The sequence below is a fragment of the Streptomyces sp. NPDC005070 genome (assembly GCF_053600395.1).
Window position 1 is genome coordinate 104,779 of the sequence record NZ_JBSFZS010000004.1, and the last position, 21,194, is coordinate 125,972.

Consider the following 21,194-nt stretch of genomic DNA (forward strand, 5'->3'; position numbering starts at 1 on the left):
GCCCGCGGCCGGGGGCGCGTCCTTCCCCTCCACCCGCCGGACGGGTGGAGGCTGCTCGACCGGAGGATTCCGAGAGCGACTGCGGCGACTGCATGGGGTCTCCTCTTGTTGCGTATCGGGTCTTGTTGCGTATCGAGTGATGCACTGACACCTCGGGCCCAAGGCGTCACGCACGCTACAAGATTGTTAACAAAATACCCAGCAATTTTGCGAACATTTCGCGCCGTCCGGTGGCCGCCACGCCGCCCGCCGCCGCCATGGACACGGGTGCGGGGCGGCGATAGGGCCCGTTCGCACTTACCGCCGACACTCCCCGGCGGTAACCATGGGGAAGGCCGTTTGGCCAGCTATGACCTGAATGAGCTGATCCCAGGAGGGCTCATGGACGCCCCGACCGCGACGACGGCGGGCCCGGCCGCGCAGGACGACGCGCAGGAGGACCCGACCGTCCACATTCTCTGGATCAACGCGGGGCTGAGCTGCGACGGGGACTCGGTCTCCCTGACCGCCGCGACCCAGCCGAGCATCGAGGAACTGGCGCTCGGCGCCCTGCCGGGACTGCCCAAGGTGGCGGTGCACTGGCCGCTGATCGACTTCGAGTGCGGGCCCGTGCAGGGCGCGGACAATTTCGTCGAATGGTTCTTCAAGGCCGACCGGGGCGAGCTGGAGCCCTTCGTGCTGGTCGTCGAGGGGTCCATTCCCAACGAGCGGGTCAAGCCGGAGGGCTACTGGTGCGGCTTCGGGGACGACCCGGAGACGGGTCAGCCGATCACGACCAGTGAGTGGCTGGACCGGCTCACCCCCAAGGCGCTCGCCGTGGTCGCCATCGGCACCTGCGCGACGTACGGCGGTATCCACGCGATGGCCGGCAACCCGACCGGCGCGATGGGGGTGCCGGACTACCTCGGCTGGGAGTGGAAGTCCAAGGCGGGCATTCCGATCGTCTGCATCCCGGGCTGCCCCGTGCACCCGGACAACGCCTCCGAGACCCTGCTCTATCTGCTGTACCAGGCGGCGGGCGCGGCGCCCATGATCCCGCTGGACGAGGAGCTGCGGCCGACCTGGCTGTTCGGGGCCACGGTCCACGAGGGCTGCGACCGCGCCGGCTACTACGAGCAGGGACAGTTCGCGAACGAGTACGGATCCCCTGAGTGCCTGGTCAAACTCGGCTGCTGGGGCCCGGTGGTCAAGTGCAACGTGCCCAAGCGCGGCTGGATCAACGGCGTGGGCGGCTGCCCGAACGTCGGCGGGATCTGCATCGCCTGCACCATGCCGGGCTTCCCCGACAAGTTCATGCCGTTCATGGACGAGCCGCCGGGCGGCCACGTGTCCGCGACGGCGAGCGGCATCTACGGATCCGTCATACGACGTCTGCGGAACATCACCGCGAAGACCGTCGACAAGGAACCGAAGTGGCGCGGCAAGGGCGAGGAGCTCACGACCGGCTACAAGGCCCCGTGGTGACCACGGTTACCCGCTGAGCAGGACACTCGACAGGAAGGTGGCGCGGCACCATGGCGACGGCGACGAACAAGCCGGCCGGTGACGGCCTCACGGAGATGTCGTGGGACCCGATCACCCGCATCGTCGGCAGTCTCGGCATCCACACCAAGATCGACTTCAAGGCGAAGCGGGTCGCGGAGTGCTACAGCACCTCGTCCGTCTTCCGCGGGTACAGCGTGTTCATGCGCGGCAAGGACCCGCGCGACGCGCACTTCATCACCAGCAGGATCTGCGGCATCTGCGGCGACAACCACGCCACCTGCTCGGTCTACGCCCAGAACATGGCGTACGGCGTGGCTCCCCCGCACCTCGGCGAGTGGATCATCAACCTCGGTGAGGCCGCGGAGTACATGTTCGACCACAACATCTTCCAGGAGAACCTGGTCGGCGTGGACTACTGCGAGCGGATGGTCCGCGAGACCAATCCCGGCGTGCTCGAACAGGCCGAGCGCACCGAGGCCCCGCACGCGGCCGACCACGGCTACCGCACCATCGCCGACATCATGCGCTCGCTGAACCCGCTGGAGGGCGAGTTCTACCGTGAGGCGCTCCAGGTCAGCCGCTACACCCGGGAGATGTTCTGCCTGATGGAGGGCCGCCATGTGCACCCCTCCACGCTCTATCCGGGCGGAGTCGGCACGGTCGCGACGATCCAGCTCTTCACCGACTACCTGACCCGGCTGACCCGCTACGTGGAGTTCATGAAGCGGGTCGTCCCGCTCCACGACGACCTCTTCGACTTCTTCTACGAGGCCCTGCCCGGCTACGAGGAGGTGGGCAGGCGCCGGGTGCTGCTGGGCTGCTGGGGCGCCCTGAACGACCCGGAGTACTGCGACTTCCAGTACGCCAACATGGAGAACTGGGGCCGGCGGATGTTCGTCACCCCGGGCGTCGTCGTGGACGGCAAGCTCGTCACCAACAGCCTCGTCGACATCAACCTCGGCATCCGCATCCTGCTCGGCAGCTCGTACTACGAGGACTGGTCGGGCATGGAGAAGTTCGTCGAACGCGACCCGCTCGGCAACCCCGTCGACGAACGCCACCCGTGGAACCAGCACACCATCCCCGCCCCGCAGAAGCGGGACTTCGACGACAAGTACAGCTGGGTCATGTCGCCGCGCTGGTTCGACGGCACCGACCATCTGGCCCTGGACACCGGTGGCGGCCCGATCGCCCGGCTGTGGTCCACGGCGCTGTCCGGGCTCGTCGACATCGGCTACATCAAGGCCACCGGGCACAGCGTGCAGATCAACCTGCCGCGCACGATGACCAAGCCCGAGATGGCGCTGGAGTGGAAGATCCCGCAGTGGAGCAACGCCCTCGAACGCAACCGGGCCCGCACCTACTTCCAGGCGTACGCCGCCGCTGCCGCCCTCCACTTCGCCGAGCAGGCGATGGAGGAGGTACGGGCCGGACGCACCCAGACCTGGGAGAAGTTCGACGTGCCGGACGAGTCGATCGGCTGCGGCTTCACCGAGGCGGTACGGGGTGTGCTCTCCCACCACATGGTGATCAGGGAGGGCAAGATCGCCAACTACCACCCGTACCCGCCGACCCCGTGGAACGGCAGTGTGCGCGACTCCTACGGCACACCGGGCCCGTACGAGGACGCCGTACAGAACACGCCCATCTTCGAGGAGAACCCGCCCGAGAACTTCAAGGGCATCGACATCATGCGGGCCGTCCGCAGCTTCGACCCGTGTCTGCCGTGCGGTGTGCACATGTACGTCGGCGGCGGGCGGACCGTGGAGCAGACGCATATGCCGACGGGGCTGAGCGGACTGGCCGGCTGACGTTCCGGCATCCGACGTTCATCGCGATCCGACCTTCCTCGCGATCGACCTTCCTCAGGAGAGGGGCTAGCCGATGGCCGGACAGGAGACGGGCGAGCGGATAGGCGCGCTGCTCGACGAGCTGGCGCAGCGGGCGGGACCGGAGGCGCGCGACATCGCGGACGAACTGGTGCGCTGCCTCATGGAGTTCTACGGCGAGGGCCTGGCCCGGACCGTACGCCTGCTGCGCTCCGCCCCGGACGGCGCGGACCCCCTCGCCGTCCTCACCGCCGACGAACTCGTCAGTGATCTGCTGATCCTGCACGATCTGCACCCCGAGGACACCGCGACCCGGGTGGGCCGGGCCCTCGACAAGGTCCGCCCCTACCTCGGTTCGCACGCGGGTGACGTGGAGGTGGCCGGGCTCGACCTGGAGACGGCCGGTGGTCCGACGCTGCGGCTCACGTTGCGCGGCAGTTGCGACGGCTGTCCGTCCTCCACCCAGACCGTGCGCTGGACCATCGAGGAGGCGGTCGCCCGGATCGCCCCCGAGATCGCGCACATCGAGGTCGAGGGCATGGCCGACGGGAGTCCGGAGCCGGCGCTCCTCCAGATCCTGCCGCACCGCCCGGACGACGCCCCGGGCGAGGCGGCGCCGTCCGGGGAACCGGGCGAGGCGGCGCGCTGGTACGAACTCGGCCCACGCTCGCTGCCGGCGGGCGACGGCGCCACCGGGGTCACCGAGGTCGCGGGCCGCACCCTGCTGCTGATCCGACTGCCGGGCCAGTTGTACGCCTACCGCGACCGCTGTCCCCTGTGCGCGGCGGGCCTCGCCGCCGCCGTCCTGGACGGCGAACTGCTGGTCTGCGCGGGCTGCGGCGCCGCGTTCGACGTCCGCCGGGCGGGCCGGGGTGACCAGGGCCATCTGGATCCCGTACCGCTGCTGGAGGAGGACGGGTCGGTGCGGGTGGCACTGCCCGGCGAGCTGCTGGGGGCCGGGCCATGACCGCGGACGTCCTCAGGCAGTTCACCCGGCGGCCGCCGCCCGAGGGCGAGCGCTGCGACCTGTGCGGGGAGCCGCTGCCGGCCGAGCACCGGCATCTCGTCGACACCTCCCGGCGTTCCCTGAAGTGCTCCTGCCCGCCCTGCCATCTGCTGTTCACCCGGCCGGGCGCGGGACAGGGCCGTTTCCGGGCGGTCCCGGACCGGTATCTCACCGATCCCGGGTTCGTCCTGGACGAGGCCGGCTGGAACCGGCTGCAGATCCCCGTCGCGCTCGCCTTCTTCTTCCGCAACTCCGAGCTCGGCCGGCTCGCCGCCTTCTATCCGAGCCCGGCGGGCGCCACCGAGAGCGAACTCGACCCGGCGACCTGGGACGCGGTGCTCGGCCGCAGCAGGCTGGCGGAGCTGCTGGAACCCGATGTGGAGGCGCTGCTGCTGCACCGCGGCCGGACCGGGGCGGTGACCTGCACACTCGTCCCGGTCGACGTCTGCTACGAACTGGTCGGACGGATGCGGCTGCACTGGAAGGGCTTCGACGGCGGTGCCGAGGCACGCGCGGACATCGCGGAGTTCCTGGAACGGATCACCGCGGCCGCCCGGCCTCTGGCGAACGCCGGGAACGTGGAGAACTCCGCGAACATGCATCCCGCCGGTGACGTGAAGAGCGCCGGGAACGGGGAGACCGCCGGGGGCGCCCCGTGACCGATCTCCAGTTCACCTGCACCGGTGTGCGCCCCGAACCGTACGGAGCCGGGCCGACGCTGCTGTTCGGGCTGCGCATCGAGGAGGCGGACCACCAGCCGGTGCACGCCCTCGCGCTGCGCTGCCAGATCCGCATCGAGCCCGCCGGGCGGTCGTACGAGCCGGAGGAGGTCGGCATGCTGGGCGACCTGTTCGGCGAGCCGAGCCGCTGGAACAGCACGCTCAAGCCGCTCCAGTTCGCCCACACCTCCATCACGGTCCCGGGGTTCACCGGCACGACGGAGGTCGATCTCCCGGTGCCCTGCACCTACGACACCGAGGTCGCGTCCGCGTCGTACTTCCGGGCGCTGACCCGCGGCGAGGTCCCGCTGCTCCTGCTGTTCTCCGGCACGGTGTTCACCGGCCGCGACGGCTTCCGGGCCGAGCCCGTGCCCTGGCACAAGGAGACGTCGTACCGGATGCCGGTGGACGTGTGGCGGAACATGATCGAGCAGTACTTCCCCAACTCGGGCTGGCTGCGCGTCCGGCTGGACGTCCTCGACGCGCTGCGCCGCTACCGGTCCGCGCGCGCCCTGCCCTCCTGGGAGCGGGTCTTCGACGAACTCCTCGCCACCGCCGACGCGAAGGGGGCCGACTGAGATGAGCAATCCGCTGGAGGACCGCTTCGAGCGGGCCCGCGCGGTGGCGGACGCCGTCCTGTTCGAGGGATACGTCCTCTACCCCTACCGCGCCTCGGCCGCGAAGAACCAACTGCGCTGGCAGTTCGGCGTCCTGGTGCCGCCCGCCTGGACCGCCACGACCGGCGAACACTCCGTCCAGCGCACCGAGTGTCTGCTGGAGCCCCGCAAGGGCGACCGGCTCCACGCCGAACTGCGCTTCCTGCACGTGAGGCGGCGCACGGTCGAACGGCTCGACGCCGACGGCGGATACACGGAGGTTCCCGAACTCGACCTGCCCGACCGGGTGCTGGTTCCCTGGGACGAGGGACACGAGGAACGCGTCCTGATCCATGAGTCGCTCGACGAGCTGACGGGTGATCAGGCGACCGTCCACGCCGTACGGTTCGATCTGCCCGACGCCGTCGAGTACGAGCCGGTGACCGACGCCGAGGGGCGGACGCTGGGCCGTCTCGTGCGGCACAGAAAGCGGCTGACCGGCGAACTGCGGCCGCGCGTCGAGGAGTTGCCAGGACCGTACCGGGTGCTGCGGCTCACGGTGAGCGTGCACAACACCACCACCGTCCCGGAGCAGGCCGGCACCGACCGCGAGACCGCGCTCGCCCACAGCCTGATCGGCACCCATCTGCTGTTCGGCGTTCCCGGCGGACGGTTCCTGTCGCTGACGGACCCGCCGGAGTGGGCCCGCCCGGCCGCCGCGAGCTGCCGGAACGACCGCACCTGGCCCGTGCTCGCGGGCCCGCCCGGCGCGGACGACGTCATGCTGTCCTCGCCGATCATCCTGGAGGATCATCCCGCCGTCGCCGAGGAGAGCCCGGGGCCCCTCTACGACGCCACCGAGATCGACGAGATCCTCTCGCTGCGCACGGCCGCGCTCACCGACCGGGAGAAGCGCGAGGCCCGCGGCACGGACGCCCGCGCCGCCGACGTCATCGACCTGGTCGACGCCATGCCGGGCGCGGTCCGCGAACGGCTCCACGGGGCGATCCGGGGGCTGCGCGAGATCACCGGCGACGACACCGCGGGCGAACCGCCGCCCGCCGCCCCCGACACCGGGCCGAGTCTCCCTCAGGGCCCCGGGCACCCCTGGTGGGACCCCGCGCAGGACGCCGAGGCGGCCGAGGTGCCCGACTCCGTCGTCGTCGACGGCGAGACGGTACGAGCCGGGAGCAGGGTCAGGCTCACCCCGGGCGCCCGGCGCTCCGACGCCCAGGACTCCTTCCTGCACGGCCGGCACGCCACCGTCGAGGCCGTGGTCGGCGACCTCGACGGCGAGACGCATCTCGCCGTCGTCGTGGACGACGACCCGGGCACCGACGTACGCCGCGCCCAGGGCCGCTTCCTCTACTTCAAGCCCGACGAGGTGGCACCCCTGAAGGAGCGGGAGGAGGAGGCGACATGACCGGACCCGCTCACACCGGTCCGTCCGGTCCCGCCGAAGGGCACGGGCCCGGCCGGACTCTCGTCGCCGGAGTCGGCAACGTGTTCCTCCAGGACGACGGGTTCGGGGTGGAGACCGTACGACGGCTCGCCGCCCGCGTGCCCGGACCGCCGCCCGGCGTCGAGCTGATGGACGCCGGCATCCGCGGGGTGCACCTCGCCTACCGGCTGCTGGAGGGCTACCGGACGCTCGTCCTGGTGGACCTCGTCAGCCGCGACGGTCCGCCGGGCACGCTGTACACGATCGACGTCGGCCCCGAACCCCCCGCGGCGCGGACCGGACCCGGCCCGCTCGACACGCACGCCATGGACCCCGCGACCGTGCTGGCCCTGCTGCACGATCTGCACGCCGGCGCGGGCGGCACCCTCCCGGAGAAGGTGTACGTCATCGGCTGCGAACCCCTCGACACCGGCGAGGGCATGGGCCTGACTCCCCCGGTGGCCGGTGCCGTGGACGCCGCCGCCGACCTGGTGCTCGACCTCGTACGCCGCGTTCCCTCCGAATCCCGGAGGGGCTGACCACGATGGAGGCAAGGATGGAATGGCAATGGGTTGGCCTGGCCGCGGGCCTCGTAGTGGCCTACGGAGTCGCGAGGAACCTGTCGGACATCCGCCGCTACTTGCGCATCCGGCGCATGTGATCCGGTGGATGCGTGTGATCCGGCGGACGTGCGTGATCCGGCGGACGCGCTCCGGCGCGCGGACTGCCGCCGTCGCGCCCCGCGCGGCCACCGACGTCCTCGAGCTGCACATAGCGCTCCAGGAAGAGATGCAGGGTGCCGTGGAGTTCACCCAGGCGTACGAACCACAGGGCGAGGTTCATGGCACCCTGCTGGGTGATCGCGTAGACCCGGCGTGCGGGGCCGCTCTCCGAGGCGCGCCAGTGCGAGGTGACCTCACCGCTGCTCTCCATGCCCCGAAGCAGCCGGTACACATGCGCCTGGTCCGCGTCGCCGCAGCCGAAAGCGCCCAGGCGCTGCACCAGTTCATAGCCATGACCTTGGCGTTCGGCCAGCAACAGGAGCAGCACCGGGGTGAGCAGAGCGCGTCTCTCGACCTCATGCCCGGTCATCGTGTTCTCAGGGTAACCAGCCATGCGCGGGCCTCACATCCGGGCGCGGCGGCGCCGCGCGGCGCGCCGGCGGCGGGAGGTGAGGGCCGTGCATGAGCTGTCGATCGCCGTGGCGGTCGTCGAACAGGTCGAGGAGGCCGTGCGGGAACAGGGCCGCGCGGTCGCGTCGCTGACCCTGCGGATCGGCGAGCTGGCGGGGGTGGTGCCCGAGGCACTGGAGTTCTCGTTCGGGCTCGCGACGGAGGGCACCGCGCTGGCGGGGGCGCACCTGCTGATCGAGACTGTCGATGCCCGGGGCCGCTGCGAGGGCTGCGGCCGCGAGGCGCCGACCGGGATGCCACCGGTGCTGTGGTGCGCCGGGTGCGGGGCGCCGCTGACCCTGCTCGGCGGCCGGGAACTGGAGATCGTCCGGGTGACGCTGGCCGACGGGCCACCGGACATGAACGGGCCCGCGGACGCCGCTCCGCACGGGAAGGGCGCGACGGGCCCGGACGGGAAGGGCACGGACGACGGGCCACGGCCCGCGCCGTCCGGGCCGCCGGTACGCGACGAGGAGGCGAGCCATGTGCCGCACCGTTGACCTGCATCAGGCCGTGCTCGCCAAGAACGACGAGAACGCGCTGGCCCTGCGGGGCTATCTGGGTGACCGCGGGACGGTGGCGGTGAACCTGCTGTCCAGTCCCGGCAGCGGCAAGACGGCCCTGCTCGAACTGCTGCTCGCGCGCGCCGTGGCGGGCGGTACCCCGGCGGCCGCCGTCACCGCCGACCTGGCGACCGAGAACGACGCGACACGGCTGGCCCGCTCCGGGGCGCCGGTGCAACAGATCCTCACGGACGGGCTGTGCCATCTGGAGGCGGGCATGCTCCAGCGGCGGCTCGAGGGCTGGCTGCCGGAGGGCACCCGGCTGCTGTTCGTCGAGAACGTCGGCAATCTCGTCTGCCCCGCCTCCTACGACCTCGGGGAGACCCTGCGCATCGCGCTCGCGTCGGTGACCGAGGGCGAGGACAAGCCGGTCAAGTACCCGACGGCCTTCGGGCTCGCGCACCTGGTCGTGATCACGAAGACCGACATCGGGGACGCCGTCGGCTTCGACCGGGAGGCGTTCCTGCGAGGTGTCCGGCAGGTCAATCCCGGGGTGCCGGTCCTGGAGACCTCGGCGCGCACCGGCCAGGGGGTCGACGCCCTGCTGGCGCACGTCCTGCGCTGCGCTGCCGGCGAGGAGGCGCACGTACCGGTCCTGGCGCCGCAGCACGAGCGGTACCTGCACAGCCACGAGAACGGGAACGGCCACAAGCACGAACACGGTCACGAGCACGAGCACGAGCACAGCCACGAACACTCCGGCGGGCACGCAGCCGTGGACGGGCAGGCGCGGTGAAGCGGGCCCCGGGGCGCGAGCGCCGGCACGTCACGGTCACGGGCGTGGTCCAGGGGGTGGGTTTCCGGCCCTTCGTGTACACCCTCGCGGAGGAACTGGGGCTGAGCGGCTGGGTCACCAACAACGCGCGGGGCGTCGAGGCCGAGGTGGAGGGCCCGGGCGCCGACGTCGCGGAGTTCTGCGCTCGGGTCGGGACGCGACCGCCGCCGCTCGCGGTCGTCGAGTCGGTCGAGCAGCGGACCGTGCCCCTGGAGAACGACGGCTCGGTGTTCACCATCCGGCCCTCCTCCGGCGGGCCGGGCCGCACCCTGGTCTCCCCCGACACCGCGACCTGCGACGCCTGCCTGCGCGAGCTCGCGGACCCCGCCGACCGGCGCTACCGGCACCCCTTCATCACCTGTACGCACTGCGGTCCGCGGTTCACGATCGTGACCGCGCTGCCGTACGACCGGGACAGCACCACCATGGCGGGCTTCCCGATGTGCGCAGACTGCGCCCGTGAGTACGCGGACCCGTCCGACCGGCGCTTCCACGCCCAGCCGATCGCCTGTCCCGCCTGCGGTCCCCGGCTCACGCTGCGCACGGGAGCGGACGATCCGGGCGAGCTGCGGGGCGCGGAGGCACTCGCCGAGGCCCGTCGGCTGCTGGCCGAGGGCGCCGTGGTCGCGGTCAAGGGCATCGGCGGCTACCACCTGGCGTGCGACGCGGGGGATCCCGCGGCCGTACGCACCCTGCGCAAGCGCAAGAACCGCGGCGGCAAACCCTTCGCGGTGCTCGCCGGCTCGCTGGAGACCGTCCGGCGGCTGGCCCATGTCGGGCCCGAGGAGCGGGAGTTGCTCCTCGGGCCGCGCAAGCCGGTGGTCCTGCTGCGGCGGCGGGCGGGGGCGGCCGACGAGATCGCGGCGGGCGTCGCGCCCGGCAGTCCCGACCTCGGCTTCATGCTCCCGTACACGCCGGTGCACCGGCTGCTGCTCGGTCTTCCCGGTGATCCGCCGGGTCCCGCCGTCCTCGTCATGACCAGCGGGAACCACTCGGGCGAACCCATCGTCACCGACGACGCCGAGGCGCTGACCCGGCTGGCGGGGCTCGCCGACGCCTGGCTCGCGCACGACCGGCCCGTTCACGTGCCCTGCGACGACTCGGTGGTCCGGGTCTGCGCGGGAGCCGAGCTCCCGGTGCGGCGCTCGCGCGGCTACGCCCCCTTCCCGATCGCGCTGCCGGTGCCGGTGGTCCCGGCGCTGGCGGTGGGCGGCGACCTGAAGAACACCTTCTGCGCCGGGGACGGCCGCTACGCCTGGCTGTCCGCGCACGTCGGGGACATGGACGACCTGGCCACCCTGAACGCCTTCGAGCGGGCCACCGGCCATCTGACGGACCTCACGGCCGTCACACCGCGCCTGCTCGTCGCCGACCGGCATCCCGGCTACCGCTCCACCCGATGGGCACGGCGCGCCGCCGAGGCCCACGGACTGACACTGCGCCAGGTGCAGCACCACCACGCCCATGTCGCCTCGGCGATGGCCGAACACGGGCTCGACGGTTCGGCGCCGGTGATCGGGGTCGCGTTCGACGGGACCGGTTACGGCGACGACGGGGCGGTGTGGGGCGGTGAGGTGCTGCTCGCCGACTACGACGGATACCGGCGGTTCGCCCATCTGGGCTATGTCCCGCTGCCGGGCGGCGACGCGGCCGTACGCAATCCCTACCGGATGGCCCTGTCGCATCTGCGGGCCGCGGGACTGGCCTGGCTTGACGAGCTGCCGTGCACCGCGGCGGCCACACCGGAGGAGCGTCGGCTGCTCGAACGGCAGCTGGAACGGGGCCTCAACTGCGTTCCCACGTCCAGCATGGGACGTCTCTTCGACGCGGTGTCCTCGCTCGCGGGAGTCTGCCACCGGGTGGAGTACGAGGCCCAGGCGGCGATGGAACTGGAGAACGCGGCAATGGGCGACCTGGCGGGGCCGCTGGCCGACGACGAGCGGAACGACGCGTACCGGTTCATGCTGAGAGCGGCCCGTCAGGGCCCCGAGGTGCCGCTGGTCGCCGATCCGGCGCCGGTCCTGGCCGCCGCCGTCGCGGACGTCCGGGCTGGTGTCACGGCCGGGACGGTGGCCCGTCGGTTCCACCAGGCCGTGACCGGTCTGGTCCTGGAGGTGTGCACGGTGGCGCGAGAGCGGACCGGGCTCGACACGGTGGCCCTCAGCGGCGGGGTGTTCTGCAACGCCCTGCTCACCGAGGCCTGCGGCGCCGTCCTGGAACGGGACGGCTTCACCGTGCTGAGGCACCACAGAGTTCCCCCCAACGACGGCGGTCTGGCCCTCGGTCAGCTCGTCGTCGCCGCCCGGTCGATGGACTAGCGCGGCGGAGCGCACGAGCGAGGCAGGAGCAAGTCATGTGTCTGGCCGTACCCGGCCGAGTGCTGGAGATCGAGGAACGTGACGCGACGCGGATGGCCAAGGTGGACTTCGGCGGTGTCGTCAAGGACGTGTGTCTGGAGTACGTGCCGGACATGAAGGTCGGTGACTACGCCATCGTCCATGTGGGATTCGCGTTGCAGCGGCTGGACGAGGAATCGGCGAAGCAGACCCTGGAGCTCTTCGAGAACCTCGGGGTGCTGGAGGAGGAGTTCGGCGACGCCTGGGGCAAGGCCGCCCGGGACGCCGGCGCCGAACGCCCCGACGGAACCGGACTACCGCCCCTGGAGGGCGCCGAGAAGGAGGCGCGGTCATGAAGTACCTGGACGAGTTCAGCGACCCGGCCCTCGCCAAACGGCTCTTCGACGACATCAGGGCCGTCACCACCAGGCCCTGGTCCCTCATGGAGGTCTGCGGAGGCCAGACACACTCGATCATCCGCCACGGCATCGACCAGCTCCTGCCCGAGGAGATCCAGTTGATCCACGGGCCGGGCTGCCCGGTCTGTGTGACCCCGCTGGAGATCATCGACAAGGCGCTGGAGATCGCCTCCCGACCGGACGTGATCTTCTGCTCCTTCGGCGACATGCTGCGCGTGCCCGGCAGCGGACGCGACCTGTTCAAGGTCAAGAGCGAGGGTGCGGACGTCCGTGTCGTGTACTCGCCGCTGGACGCGCTGAAGATCGCGCAGGAGAACCCCGACCGGCAGGTCGTGTTCTTCGGCATCGGCTTCGAGACCACGGCACCGCCCAACGCGATGACCGTCTATCAGGCCAAGAAGCTGAACATCCCCAACTTCAGCCTGCTGGTCTCGCACGTCAAGGTGCCCCCGGCCATCGACGCGATCATGAACTCGCCGGACTGCCGGGTCCAGGCGTTCCTCGCCGCCGGGCACGTCTGCACGGTGATGGGCATGGCCGAGTATCCCGAGCTCGCCGAACGGCACCGGGTGCCGATCGTGGTGACGGGCTTCGAGCCGCTCGACATCCTGGAGGGCATCCGCCGCGCGGTGCGCCAACTGGAGGCGGGTGAGCACACCGTGGAGAACGCCTATCCGCGCGCGGTCCAGCCCGAGGGAAGCCCCACGGCCCGGGCCATGCTCTCCGACGTCTTCGAGGTGACCGACCGGGCCTGGCGCGGGATCGGCATGATTCCGCAGAGTGGCTGGCGGCTGTCGCCCAAGTACCGCGAGTTCGACGCCGAGCACCGCTTCTCGGTGACCGGCATCGATACCGAGGAGTCGACCGTCTGCCGCAGCGGCGAGGTGCTCCAGGGCCTCATCAAGCCGCACGAGTGCGCCGCCTTCGGCAAGGAGTGCACCCCGCGCAATCCGCTGGGCGCGACCATGGTCTCCAGCGAGGGCGCGTGCGCCGCGTACTACCTCTACCGGCGGCTGGAGACCCCGGACAAGGAGGCGAGCTCCGTTGGCTGACTCGGCATACGCCCCGGTCGACTTCTCCTCCTGGACCTGTCCGGCGCCGCTGCGCGACCACGACAGGATCGTGATGGGGCACGGCGGCGGCGGCACGCTCTCCGCCGAACTGGTGGAGCACCTGTTCGCGCCCGCCTTCGGCAGTGACGTGCTCGCCGAACTCGGCGACTCCGCGCATCTGCTGCTGGGCGGCGCCCGGCTCGCCTTCTCCACCGACTCCTTCGTCGTACGGCCGCTGTTCTTCCCCGGCGGCAGCATCGGGGACCTCGCCGTCAACGGCACGGTCAACGACCTGGCCATGGCGGGGGCCGTACCGGCCTACCTCTCCTGCGGGTTCATCCTGGAGGAGGGCGTCGAGCTCTCCGTCGTGGGTCGCGTGGCCGAGGCGATGGGCGAGGCGGCGCGGACGGCCGGAGTGGTGGTGGCGACCGGCGACACCAAGGTCGTCGACGCCGGTCACGGCGACGGCATCTTCATCAACACCGCCGGGATCGGGCTGATCCCGGAGGGCGTCGACATCCGTCCGCAGCGCGCGGCACCCGGTGACGTGGTGCTGGTCAGCGGACCGATCGGCGTGCACGGGGTGGCGATCATGAGCGTGCGGGAGGGTCTCGAGTTCGGCGTCGAGATCCAGAGCGACACCGCCTCGCTGGCCGGTCTGGTCGCGGACATGCTGGCCGTCTGCCCCGACCTGCACGTGCTGCGCGATCCGACCCGCGGCGGTCTGGCCACCTCGCTGAACGAGATCGCGGCGGCGGCACGGGTCGGCATCAGGCTCGACGAGCGGTCGCTGCCCGTCCCGGAGACGGTCGCCAACGCCTGCGCCTTCCTCGGTCTGGACCCGATGTACGTGGCCAACGAGGGCAAGCTGGTGGCCTTCGTGGCGGCCGAGCACGGCGACGCGGTGCTCGCGGCGATGCGGGCGCACCCGCTGGGCAAGGAGTCCGTGGCGATCGGCCACTGCGTCCCCGACCACCCGGGAATGGTGGTCGCGGCCACCGGTCTGGGCGGCACCCGGGTGGTGGACATGCCGCTCGGCGAGCAGCTTCCGCGCATCTGCTGACCCACCGCTTCCACGCCCACGGCTGACTCCTCGTCGGCCGGCACGAGTGAGTACTTCCGAGGCCGGTCCTCGGTGACGGACCCGCATCACGCGGGTGTCACCGGGGACCGGCCTTTTCCGTGCCCGTGGTGTGTGCAACCCTCTCGCAACGTCCGGTCTGGTCGGCTGGTGCGCGACAGCCGTGAGACCCGAGGGGGAGAGCCGATGGACGTCGTCCCGCGCGTGGAACTGACACCCGCGGCCGCCGAACTGCTGCGGCGGCTGCGGACCCTGCACGGACCGCTGATGTTCCATCAGTCCGGCGGCTGCTGCGACGGCAGCGCCCCCATGTGCTACCCGGAGGGCGAGTTCCGCACCGGCGGTTCCGACGTCCTGCTGGCCGAGCTGGAGATCGAGGGGGTCGCGGAGCCGGTCTCCTTCTGGATCTCGAAGAGTCAGTACGAACTCTGGAGCCATACGCGGCTCATCGTGGACGTCGTCGCCGGCCGGGGCAGCGGCTTCTCCCTCGAAGCACCCGAAGGAGTGCGTTTTCTGATCCGTTCCCGCGTCGTCGGCGTCTAGCCACCGGACCGGGTCCCCGTCTCTGGTGCAATTCCCCTGAGTCCTGGCAGAGTTGACGAGACATCAGGGGGCACGGTGACGCGTCTTCGCGGACGGTTCAGAACGGCACTGACAGTCTTCACGGCAACCGGAGCGCTGGCCGGTGCGGCCCTGACGGGGGCGGCACCGGCCGCCGGCGCGGAGGGCGCGACCCGTATCGCGCCCGGCGTCGCGTACACGGAGCTGGACATCCCGGCGGCCAAGGGTGTGGCCCACGCTCATGTGCTGGACGTCGATCTGCGCAATCCTCATGTGCGGGTCGACCTCCTCTACCCCGGCGCGGTGGCGTCGCGGGCTCCCGTCTCTCAACTGGCCGACTCCCAGGGCGCGGTCGCCGGGGTCAACGGCGACTTCTTCAACATCACGGAGACCCAGCATCCGGGTGTCGAGGCGACGGGCGCGACGGTGGGCCCGGCGATCGCGAGCGGCCGGGGCCTCAAGGCCGCGGTGCCCGACGGCCAGCGGTTCGGGCCGGCGCTGCCGCCCGGCACGCACACCGAGGACGTGTTCGGTGTGGGCGTCGACCGCCGGGCCCGGCTGGACGACGTGCTCCTCGACGGATCCGTCCGCGGTCCCGACGGCATCTGGCCGCTCGGCGGGTTCAATCAGTACGCGCTCCCGGTGGACTCCCTCGGCGCGTTCACCGCCGACTGGGGAAGCGTCTCGCGGGTCCGCGCGACCTGCGGTACGGACACGAACCGGGCCGCGCCGTGCAGTTCCGACACCTACGAGGTGACGGTCCGCCACGGGCGGGTCGTGTCCGCGGCCGACACTCCCGGCAGCGGGCCCATCTCCCGGGGCACCACCGTGCTGGTCGGCCGCGAGGCGGGTGCCCGGAAGCTGCGGAAGCTGTCCGTGGGCGAGACGGTCGGGGTACGGCACCGGCTGGTCGCAAAGTCCTCCAAGGTGCCCTTCCGGTTCGCGGTCGGCGGCTATCCGATGATGACCGACGGCGTGCCGCTGCCGGGTCTGGACGACAGCACCGCCGCCGTACGCACCGCGGTGGGCTTCTCCGACCACGGGCGCCGGATGCAGCTCCTCGCCCTGGACGGCGCACCAAGGTTCCGCGCCGGGCTCACCATCGCCGAGGTCACTCGGGCGATGGAGCGGCTGGGGTCCGAGGACGCCTTCAGTCTGGACGGCGGTGGATCCACCACGATGGTCGCCCGGCAGCCGGGGACGGACTCCGTCAGTGTCCTCAACCATCCGAGCGGCGGTGCCGAGCGTCCCGTCCCCAACGGCATCGGGGTGTTCGAGGGCCCGTGAGACGCGGGCCGGAAACGGGGTCGGGTCACGGGGTCAGGCTGCCCATGATGTCGGCCGTCGCGGTGAGACCGCTGTGGATGGTCGGGGCCATGCTCGTGCTGGCCAGCAGGAACCCGAGCAGGGCGCAGACCAGGGCGTGCGAGATCTTCAGCCCTCCGTTGCGCAGGAAGATCACCGCCAGCACCAGGAGAAACAGCACCGCAGAGATGGAAATGGCCATCGTCAACCTCCTCCGCCACGTCCGCTTCGCGGCGTTCGGCCGCAAGTGTGGCGTAGCGGAGGGACCGGCCGGGCGGCTGACGTGTCCCCCGAACGGGTGGTCTTCTACCGTCGGTCGTGGGCGTCCAGGAACTCCTCGAGACCGCCCAGGTCATCGGTGTTGAAGTAGTCGACGCCGGCGGCGAGCAGTTCGTGCCAGAGCGCCTCGCGTGTCGGGCCCGGGAGGTCCGGGGTGGCCCAGAACCGGACCTTCTGCCGACGCGTGTGGGCGGCGGTCATGATGCCCCGCAGCTTCTCGCGTTCGGCGTCCGGGAACGGGCCTTCGCCCAGCCAGCCGAAGGTGAGGGTCCAGTTGTCGCTGATCAGCGGGATGAAGGAGGCGGGGGCGGTGCCGCCGAGGTCGGCGAGCCGGCCGTCGTAGAAGGCGAGCCGCTCGGGCTGCGCCTCCATCGGGACGCGCGCGGCGCGGTCGCCGGAGATCACGGCCGTGACCGGGCCGGGGCGCACCTTGCCGTGCGCGTACGACGTGAACAGGTGCCGGTGGCGGCGCAGATGACGGTCGAGTTCGAGGTACGTCGAGGAGCCCTCGGTCTTGATGTCGATCAGCAGGTGCAGCGGCCGATGGTGGCCTCGGTACACCGAGCCGTGGTTGGCCCTGACGCGGGCGGCCAGCGGTTCGAGGTAGAGGGATTCGAGAGTGCGGGTGGGGTCGAGGTCCACCGGGTCGTGGGCGACGAGGAGTTGATCGCCGACGAGGTAGATGTCAGCCTCGACGCTGCCGAAGCGGTGGTCGAGCGCGTCGAGGAGGGGGCGGGGGTGCTCGTAGTCGTTGTGCGCGTGGGCTCGCCATAAGGGCTGGGTCCGGGGCTTCGTCCCGCCCGCGAGAGCCCGTGGCGCGGGCAGCGCGAACGAGCCCGCGAGGGCGGCGCCGAGGGTGGTGAGGGCTCTGCGTCGGGTGGTGTGGGCCATGCTCTGCCTCCCTTGAGGATGCCGTACAGGACCTCAGGGAGTATGCGGCCCGCCGAGGCCGGAGAACCGTGCTCCGGGGGGAGTTGGCCGGACCGACGTGACGCGTTCACTTCACCGGAGCGGGGCGTGATCCGGTGTTCCCTCCCGCTGCCCGGTGCCCGGCGGGCACACGGAAGAGCCCGCCCCAGGCGGGGCGGGCTCTTCCGGAGACGGTGTCAGGGCGTTTGTGGGACGACCCTGTCGGAGCGCTCGCGGGTGGACGAGGTCACGGCGCCCGCAGGTCGACCAGTTCGGCCAGGGCCTCGCGGTGCGCGCCCGCCGTGCCGTAGGCGATGGAGTCGGCCTTGGCGCGCTTGAGGTAGAGGTGCGCCGGGTGCTCCCACGTCATGCCGATGCCGCCGTGGAGCTGGAGCGCCTCCTCCGCCGCGTGCACGGCGACCGGTGCCGCGTACGCCTGGGCGACGGCGACGGCCACGTCGGTGTCCGTACTCGCGGTGGCCAGCGCGTCGGCCGCGTTCCGGGCGGCGGCCCGGGTGTTGACGACCTCCAGCCACACCTGAGCCAGCCGGTGCTTGAGCGCCTGGAACCCGCCGACCTGGCGGTTGAACTGCTTGCGCTCCTTGAGGTAGCGCACGGTCTCCGTCAACGAGTGCTCCGCGATCCCCAGTTGCTCGGAGGCGAGCAGTCCGGCGCCGGCCCGCAGGGCACGGCGTACGGCACCCGCCACGTCCGCGGTGAGCTGCCGCGCGGGCGCGGAGTCGAAGGTGATCCGGGCGAGCGGCCGGGTCTGGTCGAGACTGACCTGCGGGACGATCGTGACGGCGTCCGCGTCGACGGCGTACAGCCCGCCGTCCTCGGCCGGAACGAGCAGGACGTCGGCGGCGGCCGCGTCGGCGATGCCCGTCAGCTCCCCGTGCAGGGAACCGTTCTCCAGCCGTACGACCTGGTGGACGGCGCCCGGTCCGATGTTCAGCGCGACGGCGAGGGCGCCCACGGTCCGGCCGGAGGCGAGCGCGGCAAGCAGTTCGGCCGCGGCCGGCCCCTCGCAGGCCAGGAGGGCCTCGGTCGCGACGACGGCGCTCGTCAGATAGGGCACGGGAGCGACGGCGCGGCCCAGTTCCTCCAGGACCACGGCGGCCTCACGGTGCGTGGCGCCCTGGCCGCCCCGGTCCTCGGGCACGAGGAGGCCCGCGAGGCCCATGCCCTCCGTGAGGGCCTTCCACAGGTCGGCGTCGTGCGGGGTGCCCGACTCGCTGCGGGTGATGACGTCCGCCGCGGCACAGCGGTCGGTGAGGAGGTCGCGGACGGCCGCGCGGAGCGCCTCTTCCTCCTCGGTGTAGAGCAGATCGGGCTCGGTGCTCACCTGGCTCATCGGGCGAGGTCCTTCCATGCGACGTCCTTGTCGGTGCGCGGCTCGGACGGCAGGCCGAGGACGCGTTCGGCGACGATGTTCAGCAGGACCTCGCTGGTCCCGCCCTCGATGCTGTTGCCCTTGGAGCGCAGGTAGCGGTATCCGGCGTCCCGGCCGGTGAAGTCGACGAGTTCGGGCCGGCGCATCGTCCAGTCCTCGTACAACAGGCCTTCCTCGCCGAGGAGTTCGACTTCGAGGCCGCTGATCTCCTGGTTGAGCCGGGCGAAGCCGAGCTTCATGCCGGAGCCCTCGTGGCCGGGCTGGCCCTGGGCGAGCTGCTGGCGCAGCCGTTCGCCGGAGAGCCGGGCGACCTCGGACTCGACCCACAGCTTCAGCAGCCGCTGGTGCGTGTCGTGGGTGCGCAGTTCGGGCCGCTCGCGCCAGGTCTTCGAGACCGGGCCGATCATGCCGCCCTCGCGCGGGATGCGCATGCCGCCGATGGAGACGCGCTCGTTCATGAGGGTGGTCTGCGCGACCCGCCAGCCGTCGCCGACCTCGCCGAGGCGGTGCGCGTCGGGGATGCGGACGTCGGTGAGGAAGACCTCGTTGAACTCGGCCTCGCCGGTGATCTGGCGCAGGGGCCGCACCTCGACGCCCGGATCGGTCATGTCGCAGATGAAGTAGGTGATGCCCCGGTGCTTGGGCACGTCCGGGTCGGTGCGGGCGATGAGGATGGCCCAGCGGGCGACGTGGGCGCTGGAGGTCCACACCTTCTGCCCGTTGACGACCCACTCACCGTCCTCGCCGTCCGTGCGGACCGCGCGGGTGCCGAGCGCGGCGAGGTCCGAACCGGCGCCGGGCTCGCTGAAGAGCTGGCACCACACCTCCTCGCCGACCCACAGGGGCCGCAGGAAGCGCCGCTTCTGCTCCTCGGTGCCGAAGCCGAGGATGGTCGGGGCGGCCATGCCGAGGCCGATGCCGATCCGGCGCGGGTCGTTGTCGGGTGCGTTCGCGGCCGCGAGTTCGGCGTCCACGACGGCCTGGAGGCGGCGCGGGGCGCCGAGGCCGCCGAGGCCCTCGGGGTAGTGCACCCAGGCGAGGCCGGCGTCGAAGCGGGCTCCGAGGAAGTCCAGCCGGTCCGTTTCCCCGGGCGGGTACGCGGCCAGCAACTCCTGGGTGCGGCGGCGCAGTTCTGCTGCGTCGGTCATGCGGCGGCTCCGTTCTCCAGTGTGGGCACCACGGCGATCCGCCCGGTGGTGACTCCGTCGGCGACCCGCTGCACGGCGGCGGCGGCCCCGCTCAGCGGCACCCGCTCGCTCACCAGCGGCTTGATCGCGCCCCGTGCGGCCAGCTCGGTGAGCTGCTCGTGGCAGTGCTGGACGAGCTTCGGGTTCTTGGTGTTGTACAGGCCCCAGTGCAGGCCGAGGACGCCGTAGTTCTTGACGAGGGCGTGGTTCAGCGCGGGGCTCGGGATCGAGCCGCTCGCGAATCCGACGACCACGATCCGGCCCTCGAAGGCGACGACCTTCGTGGACTGGGTGAAGGCGTCGCCGCCGACGGGGTCGTAGATCACGTCGGCGCCGCGTCCGCCGGTCGCCTCCTTGACGGCGCCTATGACGTCCTCGGCGCGCCGGTCGACCACGACGTCGCAGCCCAGCTCGCGTGCGACGGCGGCCTTGTCGGCGCCTCCGACGACACCGATGACCCGGGCGCCCGCCGCCTTTCCGAGCTGCACGGCGGCGCTGCCGACGCCTCCGGCGGCCGCGTGGACGAGCAGCGTCTCGCCTGCCTCCAGGCGGGCGCGGCGGTGCAGGCCGAACCAGCCGGTCTGGTAGCCGATGTGCAGGGCCGCGGCCTCGGCGTCGTCGAGGGCGTCGGGCGCCGGCAGCAGGGCGGCGGCGTCCGCGACCGCGTACTCGGCGAAGCCGCCGTGCGGCAGCGCGGGGTTGGCGATCACCCGGCGGCCGTCCTCGGTCTCGCCGCAGATCTCCACACCCGGCGTGAACGGCAGCGGCGGCCTGACCTGGTAGTGGCCGCGGCACATCAGTGCGTCCGGGAAGTTGATGTTCGCGGCGCGCACCCTGAGCAGGACCTGGCCGTCACCGGGCGTCGGCCGATCCACCTCCAGGAGGCGCATCGCCTCTGCGGGCTCGCCGTTCTGGTGCACTTGCCATGCCTGCATGCGGGGCCTCCAGGGGGCTGCGTCGGCTGACCGGGGTCCTTCGCATACTAAGCGGTCGCTTGCCGCCCTGGGAACAGCGGACGGCCCACGTCTTCACCGAGCCCGGCGCCGGCGGCGCTGCCTCGGCGCCGTCGACCCCTGCTGCGCCGCC

22 protein-coding genes are annotated in these 21,194 nt (G+C 71.7%); 16 read left to right on the forward strand and 6 right to left on the reverse strand.

Annotation, left to right across the window (positions count from 1 at the left end; translation table 11 throughout):
• The first annotated feature begins 381 nt into the window (after positions 1-381).
• The 8 genes from ACWEBX_RS02750 (at position 382) to ACWEBX_RS02785 (ending at position 7,737) form a co-directional block, all read left to right on the forward strand.
• Positions 382-1,464 carry an NADH-quinone oxidoreductase subunit B family protein gene (locus ACWEBX_RS02750; RefSeq protein WP_451883090.1) on the forward strand — a complete coding sequence of 361 codons (1,083 nt, stop codon included), beginning with the start codon at positions 382-384 and terminating at the stop codon, positions 1,462-1,464.
• A 50-nt stretch (positions 1,465-1,514) separates the two neighbouring features.
• Positions 1,515-3,296 carry a nickel-dependent hydrogenase large subunit gene (locus ACWEBX_RS02755; RefSeq protein ID WP_451883091.1) on the forward strand — a complete coding sequence of 594 codons (1,782 nt, stop codon included), beginning with the start codon at positions 1,515-1,517 and terminating at the stop codon, positions 3,294-3,296.
• A 73-nt stretch (positions 3,297-3,369) separates the two neighbouring features.
• The gene (locus ACWEBX_RS02760; protein ID WP_451883092.1) at positions 3,370-4,281 is read left to right on the forward strand and encodes a NifU family protein; all 912 of its coding nucleotides are present in this window, start codon (positions 3,370-3,372) and stop codon (positions 4,279-4,281) included.
• Complete coding sequence (locus ACWEBX_RS02765; protein WP_451883093.1) at positions 4,278-4,979, forward strand: DUF5947 family protein; 702 nt, start codon at positions 4,278-4,280, stop codon at positions 4,977-4,979. Before ACWEBX_RS02760 ends, ACWEBX_RS02765 begins: the two co-directional genes overlap by 4 nt.
• Entirely contained in the window at positions 4,976-5,617 is a 642-nt protein-coding gene (locus tag ACWEBX_RS02770; RefSeq protein ID WP_451883094.1) for a DUF6084 family protein, read from the forward strand. Before ACWEBX_RS02765 ends, ACWEBX_RS02770 begins: the two co-directional genes overlap by 4 nt.
• Position 5,618: 1 nt before the next feature.
• Positions 5,619-7,058: a hypothetical protein gene (locus ACWEBX_RS02775; RefSeq protein ID WP_451883095.1), complete on the forward strand. Its 1,440-nt coding sequence runs from the start codon at positions 5,619-5,621 to the stop codon at positions 7,056-7,058.
• Entirely contained in the window at positions 7,055-7,615 is a 561-nt protein-coding gene (locus ACWEBX_RS02780; protein ID WP_451883096.1) for a hydrogenase maturation protease, read from the forward strand. The genes ACWEBX_RS02775 and ACWEBX_RS02780 overlap by 4 nt, the downstream gene beginning before the upstream one ends.
• A gap of 17 nt (positions 7,616-7,632) precedes the next feature.
• The gene (locus ACWEBX_RS02785) at positions 7,633-7,737 is read left to right on the forward strand and encodes a DUF6893 family small protein (RefSeq protein ID WP_386981260.1); all 105 of its coding nucleotides are present in this window, start codon (positions 7,633-7,635) and stop codon (positions 7,735-7,737) included.
• Here the strand turns inward: ACWEBX_RS02785 and ACWEBX_RS02790 are convergent.
• Positions 7,713-8,168 carry a helix-turn-helix transcriptional regulator gene (locus ACWEBX_RS02790; protein ID WP_451883097.1) on the reverse strand — a complete coding sequence of 152 codons (456 nt, stop codon included), beginning with the start codon at positions 8,166-8,168 and terminating at the stop codon, positions 7,713-7,715. The two genes, ACWEBX_RS02785 and ACWEBX_RS02790, sit on opposite strands and share 25 nt — an antisense overlap.
• An 88-nt stretch (positions 8,169-8,256) precedes the next feature.
• On the opposite strand from ACWEBX_RS02790, the gene ACWEBX_RS02795 reads away from it, so the two are divergent.
• The 8 genes from ACWEBX_RS02795 to ACWEBX_RS02830 all read left to right on the forward strand — a co-directional run bounded on the left by ACWEBX_RS02795 (position 8,257) and on the right by ACWEBX_RS02830 (position 16,322).
• Complete coding sequence (locus tag ACWEBX_RS02795) at positions 8,257-8,748, forward strand: hydrogenase maturation nickel metallochaperone HypA/HybF (protein ID WP_451883098.1); 492 nt, start codon at positions 8,257-8,259, stop codon at positions 8,746-8,748.
• Positions 8,732-9,547 (forward strand): hydrogenase nickel incorporation protein HypB, encoded by an 816-nt coding sequence (gene hypB / locus ACWEBX_RS02800; RefSeq protein ID WP_451883099.1) that lies wholly within the window; start codon positions 8,732-8,734, stop codon positions 9,545-9,547. The genes ACWEBX_RS02795 and hypB overlap by 17 nt, the downstream gene beginning before the upstream one ends.
• A 44-nt stretch (positions 9,548-9,591) precedes the next feature.
• Positions 9,592-11,904, forward strand: coding sequence for a carbamoyltransferase HypF (gene hypF / locus ACWEBX_RS02805; protein WP_451883100.1), 2,313 nt, complete (start codon positions 9,592-9,594; stop codon positions 11,902-11,904).
• 35 nt (positions 11,905-11,939) lie between these two features.
• The gene (locus ACWEBX_RS02810; protein ID WP_451883101.1) at positions 11,940-12,278 is read left to right on the forward strand and encodes a HypC/HybG/HupF family hydrogenase formation chaperone; all 339 of its coding nucleotides are present in this window, start codon (positions 11,940-11,942) and stop codon (positions 12,276-12,278) included.
• Positions 12,275-13,393, forward strand: coding sequence for a hydrogenase formation protein HypD (gene hypD, locus ACWEBX_RS02815; RefSeq protein WP_451883102.1), 1,119 nt, complete (start codon positions 12,275-12,277; stop codon positions 13,391-13,393). The genes ACWEBX_RS02810 and hypD overlap by 4 nt, the downstream gene beginning before the upstream one ends.
• Positions 13,394-13,466: 73 nt before the next feature.
• Positions 13,467-14,456 (forward strand): hydrogenase expression/formation protein HypE, encoded by a 990-nt coding sequence (hypE, locus tag ACWEBX_RS02820; protein ID WP_451883141.1) that lies wholly within the window; start codon positions 13,467-13,469, stop codon positions 14,454-14,456.
• 204 nt (positions 14,457-14,660) lie between these two features.
• On the forward strand, positions 14,661-15,017 hold the full coding sequence (locus tag ACWEBX_RS02825; protein WP_451883103.1) for a DUF779 domain-containing protein: 357 nt from the start codon (positions 14,661-14,663) through the stop codon (positions 15,015-15,017).
• Positions 15,018-15,092: 75 nt separating this feature from the next.
• Positions 15,093-16,322 (forward strand): phosphodiester glycosidase family protein, encoded by a 1,230-nt coding sequence (locus ACWEBX_RS02830; protein WP_451883104.1) that lies wholly within the window; start codon positions 15,093-15,095, stop codon positions 16,320-16,322.
• A gap of 25 nt (positions 16,323-16,347) precedes the next feature.
• Here ACWEBX_RS02830 and ACWEBX_RS02835 read toward each other — a convergent pair whose 3' ends face one another.
• From ACWEBX_RS02835 to ACWEBX_RS02855, 5 genes are all read right to left on the reverse strand, one after another.
• A complete protein-coding gene (locus tag ACWEBX_RS02835) occupies positions 16,348-16,542 on the reverse strand; it encodes a hypothetical protein (protein WP_451883105.1) in 195 nt (64 codons plus the stop codon).
• A gap of 104 nt (positions 16,543-16,646) precedes the next feature.
• Positions 16,647-17,510 (reverse strand): phosphatidylinositol-specific phospholipase C/glycerophosphodiester phosphodiesterase family protein, encoded by an 864-nt coding sequence (locus ACWEBX_RS02840; RefSeq protein ID WP_451883106.1) that lies wholly within the window; start codon positions 17,508-17,510, stop codon positions 16,647-16,649.
• A gap of 265 nt (positions 17,511-17,775) precedes the next feature.
• Complete coding sequence (locus tag ACWEBX_RS02845) at positions 17,776-18,900, reverse strand: acyl-CoA dehydrogenase family protein (RefSeq protein ID WP_451883107.1); 1,125 nt, start codon at positions 18,898-18,900, stop codon at positions 17,776-17,778.
• On the reverse strand, positions 18,879-20,069 hold the full coding sequence (locus ACWEBX_RS02850; RefSeq protein WP_451883108.1) for an acyl-CoA dehydrogenase family protein: 1,191 nt from the start codon (positions 20,067-20,069) through the stop codon (positions 18,879-18,881). Before ACWEBX_RS02850 ends, ACWEBX_RS02845 begins: the two co-directional genes overlap by 22 nt.
• Positions 20,066-21,043, reverse strand: coding sequence for an NADPH:quinone oxidoreductase family protein (locus ACWEBX_RS02855; protein ID WP_451883109.1), 978 nt, complete (start codon positions 21,041-21,043; stop codon positions 20,066-20,068). Before ACWEBX_RS02855 ends, ACWEBX_RS02850 begins: the two co-directional genes overlap by 4 nt.
• Positions 21,044-21,194 lie beyond the last annotated feature (151 nt).